We start from the raw sequence: 2,663 nt of genomic DNA, 5'->3' as shown, positions 1-2,663 counted from the left end.
CTCCAACGCCGCAAGCTGAGCGCCAACGGCGAAGCTGCCACTCTCCCCCCTTGAGGGGGAGATGCCCGGCAGGGCAGAGAGGGGGGTGAAGGATCGCTGCGTCTCAAATGGCACGCCAGTCACCCCAGCTTCGCATCCAGCGACACCTTGATCGCCCCCAGCGCCTTCGACACCGGGCATTCGGCCTTGGCCTTCTCGGCCAGTTCCTTGAACTTCGCCGCGTCGATGCCCGGCACCTTGCCGACCAGGGTGATGGCGCTGCCAGTTATGCCGGTGCCGGGAACCAGCGTCACCACCGCCTTGGCGTCGAGCTCGGCGGCCGGTGTGCCGTTCTCGGCCAGGAAATGCGACAGCTGCATGGCGTAGCAGCCCGCATGCGCCGCCGCGATCAGCTCTTCCGGATTGGTGCCGGATTTGCCGCTCTCGTCCTGGAAGCGCGCCTTGAAGGAATAGGGCGTGCCCTTCAAGGTCCCGCTCTGCGTGTCGAGCGTGCCTTGGCCTTCCGTCAGATTGCCTTTCCAGACGGCGTTTGCGGTGCGGTCCATGGTGTCCTCCTGGTCTGTCGGGGTTGCGCCGGCGGCCGCCGGCGTTCTTCTGAACTATAGCGCGGGCGCGGCGGAAGGCCATCCACGGCATGCTGAGATTCGGGTGAGGCCGGCCTGCAAATGGCAGTCTCCTGCGCTTCCGGTGCTCACGTACTTTAAGTACGCTCCGCTCCGGTTCTCGGAGACCGCCATTTTCGGCTCGGCCTGACCCGAATCTCAGCATGCCTTCGCCGCCGGCGTTGGTGGGTAGGCCAATCTCCAAAAAAGTGCGCGCAAAAATGTCGGCATCCCTCCGGCCCGACCGTCCTGCGGGCGGCCACTCGCGGCCGATGGAGATTTGAGATGGACAATCTGTTTGTTGCGATCTGGGGAAAGCCGGAGCGAAATGCCCGGCGAGCCGAGGAGTTCTGGCTGGATCCGCCGGCGCCCGGTTTCGGTCGACTGCTTGCGGCCATCGCCATTGTCGGCGTGGCGGCGTGCTTGCTCGACCACACGGCCACGGCAAGCAAGACTGACACCGCCGTCTTTGCCGCTTACAACGTGGCCATCGAAGGGAGCTCGAAATGAAATATGTCCTGCTGGTCTATGGCGAGGAGAAGGACCTTTACGCGCTCACCCCGGAACGGGCGGCCAGGCTCGATGCCGACTCGCTTGCCTATGACAGGGAACTCGACAGGCAAGGCAGGTTGGTCATCGCGCAGGCCCTGCAGTCGGTGAAGACCTCGAAATCGCTGAGGCGGCGCAAGGGCAAGGTACTGGTGACCGACGGGCCGTTCGCCGAGACCAAGGAGCAGCTGCTCGGCTTCGTCATGGTCGAGGCGGACGACCTTGCCGAGGCGCTGAAGATCGCGGAGCGTATTCCGCTGGCCGAGCTCGGCACGGTCGAGGTCAGGGCGATCTACGACATACCGGGGTCATAGGTGCCGGTCAGGCCGGGCACGGCGCGTTGCGGCCGTCTCTCGCAGGAAACATCTTCAGGGTTTCTTCACGGACGCAACCGTTGCGTGTTGAAGCAACGCCGCATCTCTCTTATCGTCGCCGCGATTTCGGGGGAATTCGGCATGCCTATTCTTATCGCGATACTTGGCCTGCTCGGAGCGGCCGCCATCTGGTGGTACCGGCTGAAATATATGAGCGACGCCGCGCGTGAGGTCGCCGACGTCGTCGGGCGCGTCCAGGGCAACCTGCGCCGCAAGAAGCTGCGCAACCAGGCCGCGCTCTCGCCGCTGACGGCGATCGACGATCCGGTGGTGGCGGCCGCGACGCTGATCACCGCGATCGTTGCCGAGCAAGGGCCGGTGCTGCCGAAGCGCGAGGGTGTTATCCGCGACGTCATCGCGCAGATCGCGGAAAGCCCGAAGAAGACCGACGAGGCGGTCGTCTACGCCAAATGGGCTGCAGCGCAGGTCGACGACACGACGATCGTCATCGACAAGCTGGCGCCGTTCCTGCGGGGCCGCCTCGACCCGCATGAGCGCGACGACCTGCTCAGCATGCTGAACCGTGTCGCGCAAGGCGGCGAGCAGAGCCTCAAGATACCCGACCAGCGGATGCTGAGGTTGCGGCAGAAGCTGGGTTTTGAGGTGAACTAAGCCGAAGCGGTAGGGCCGGATCGCCTGCCTTCGTGATTGGCTTAAACGCCTCTCGCTTCGTCATTCTATGGCGGAGCAAGGAGCGAAGCGACGCGCGCAGACCATAGAATCCATTCCGTTACCTGGAAGCGTTGCAACGGTGCAGAAATTCTGCTCCGCTGCACCCCACGATCAAGGTCACGGAATGGATCCTCGGGTCTGCGCTCCGCTTCGCGTCGCTCCGCCCGTGGATGACGACTTGATAGGCGCTGCACTATCCCTCCGGGCAAACCTTTAGATCGCCTCGCCCTTGAGCAGCCTCGGCGTGTCGCCGGAGAGGCCCGAGGCCTGGCGGATGAAAAAATCCTTGAGCCTTGGCATGCGCTCGACCAGCCCGAGGCCGAGATCGCGGACGGCGCGCAGCGGGCCGATGTCGTTGGAGAACAAACGGTTCAAGACATCCGTGGTGACGCCCATCTGCAGCGTGTCGAAGCGGCGCCACTGCTGGTAGCGCTCGAGCACGTCGAGGGCGCCGATATCCTGGCCT

The 2,663-nt window shown here is 64.4% G+C and carries 4 protein-coding genes and 1 pseudogene; 3 read left to right on the top strand and 2 right to left on the bottom strand.

Features of this window, described 5'->3' with window-relative positions:
* Positions 1–119: 119 nt before the first annotated feature.
* Positions 120–545, bottom strand: coding sequence for an OsmC family protein (locus tag EOA23_RS33495; RefSeq protein ID WP_127307205.1), 426 nt, complete (start codon positions 543–545; stop codon positions 120–122).
* Positions 546–887: 342 nt separating this feature from the next.
* Here EOA23_RS33495 and EOA23_RS33490 point away from each other — a divergent pair, with 342 nt between their 5' ends.
* The 3 genes from EOA23_RS33490 to EOA23_RS33480 all read left to right on the top strand — a co-directional run bounded on the left by EOA23_RS33490 (position 888) and on the right by EOA23_RS33480 (position 2,137).
* The gene (locus tag EOA23_RS33490) at positions 888–1,112 is read left to right on the top strand and encodes a hypothetical protein (RefSeq protein WP_127307204.1); all 225 of its coding nucleotides are present in this window, start codon (positions 888–890) and stop codon (positions 1,110–1,112) included.
* The gene (locus tag EOA23_RS33485; protein ID WP_127307203.1) at positions 1,109–1,465 is read left to right on the top strand and encodes a YciI family protein; all 357 of its coding nucleotides are present in this window, start codon (positions 1,109–1,111) and stop codon (positions 1,463–1,465) included. The genes EOA23_RS33490 and EOA23_RS33485 overlap by 4 nt, the downstream gene beginning before the upstream one ends.
* Before the next feature lie 141 nt (positions 1,466–1,606).
* A complete protein-coding gene (locus EOA23_RS33480; protein ID WP_127307202.1) occupies positions 1,607–2,137 on the top strand; it encodes a hypothetical protein in 531 nt (176 codons plus the stop codon).
* A gap of 273 nt (positions 2,138–2,410) precedes the next feature.
* On the opposite strand, the pseudogene EOA23_RS33475 reads toward EOA23_RS33480, so the two are convergent.
* Positions 2,411–2,663: pseudogene (locus EOA23_RS33475) on the bottom strand (2-octaprenyl-6-methoxyphenyl hydroxylase); the annotation flags it as partial.

It is taken from the genome of Mesorhizobium sp. M2A.F.Ca.ET.042.01.1.1, assembly GCF_003997405.1.
Classification (GTDB): domain Bacteria; phylum Pseudomonadota; class Alphaproteobacteria; order Rhizobiales; family Rhizobiaceae; genus Mesorhizobium.
This window is presented reverse-complemented; position numbering and strand designations above follow the sequence as displayed.

What these genes read in the sequence shown, in the direction of transcription:
- EOA23_RS33480 (WP_127307202.1), top strand. Translation starts at nt 1,607, where the DNA reads ATGCCTATTCTTATCGCGATACTTGGCCTGCTCGGAGCGGCCGCCATC.
- EOA23_RS33495 (WP_127307205.1), bottom strand. Translation starts at nt 545, where the DNA reads ATGGACCGCACCGCAAACGCCGTCTGGAAAGGCAATCTGACGGAAGGC.
- EOA23_RS33490 (WP_127307204.1), top strand. Translation starts at nt 888, where the DNA reads ATGGACAATCTGTTTGTTGCGATCTGGGGAAAGCCGGAGCGAAATGCC.
- EOA23_RS33485 (WP_127307203.1), top strand. Translation starts at nt 1,109, where the DNA reads ATGAAATATGTCCTGCTGGTCTATGGCGAGGAGAAGGACCTTTACGCG.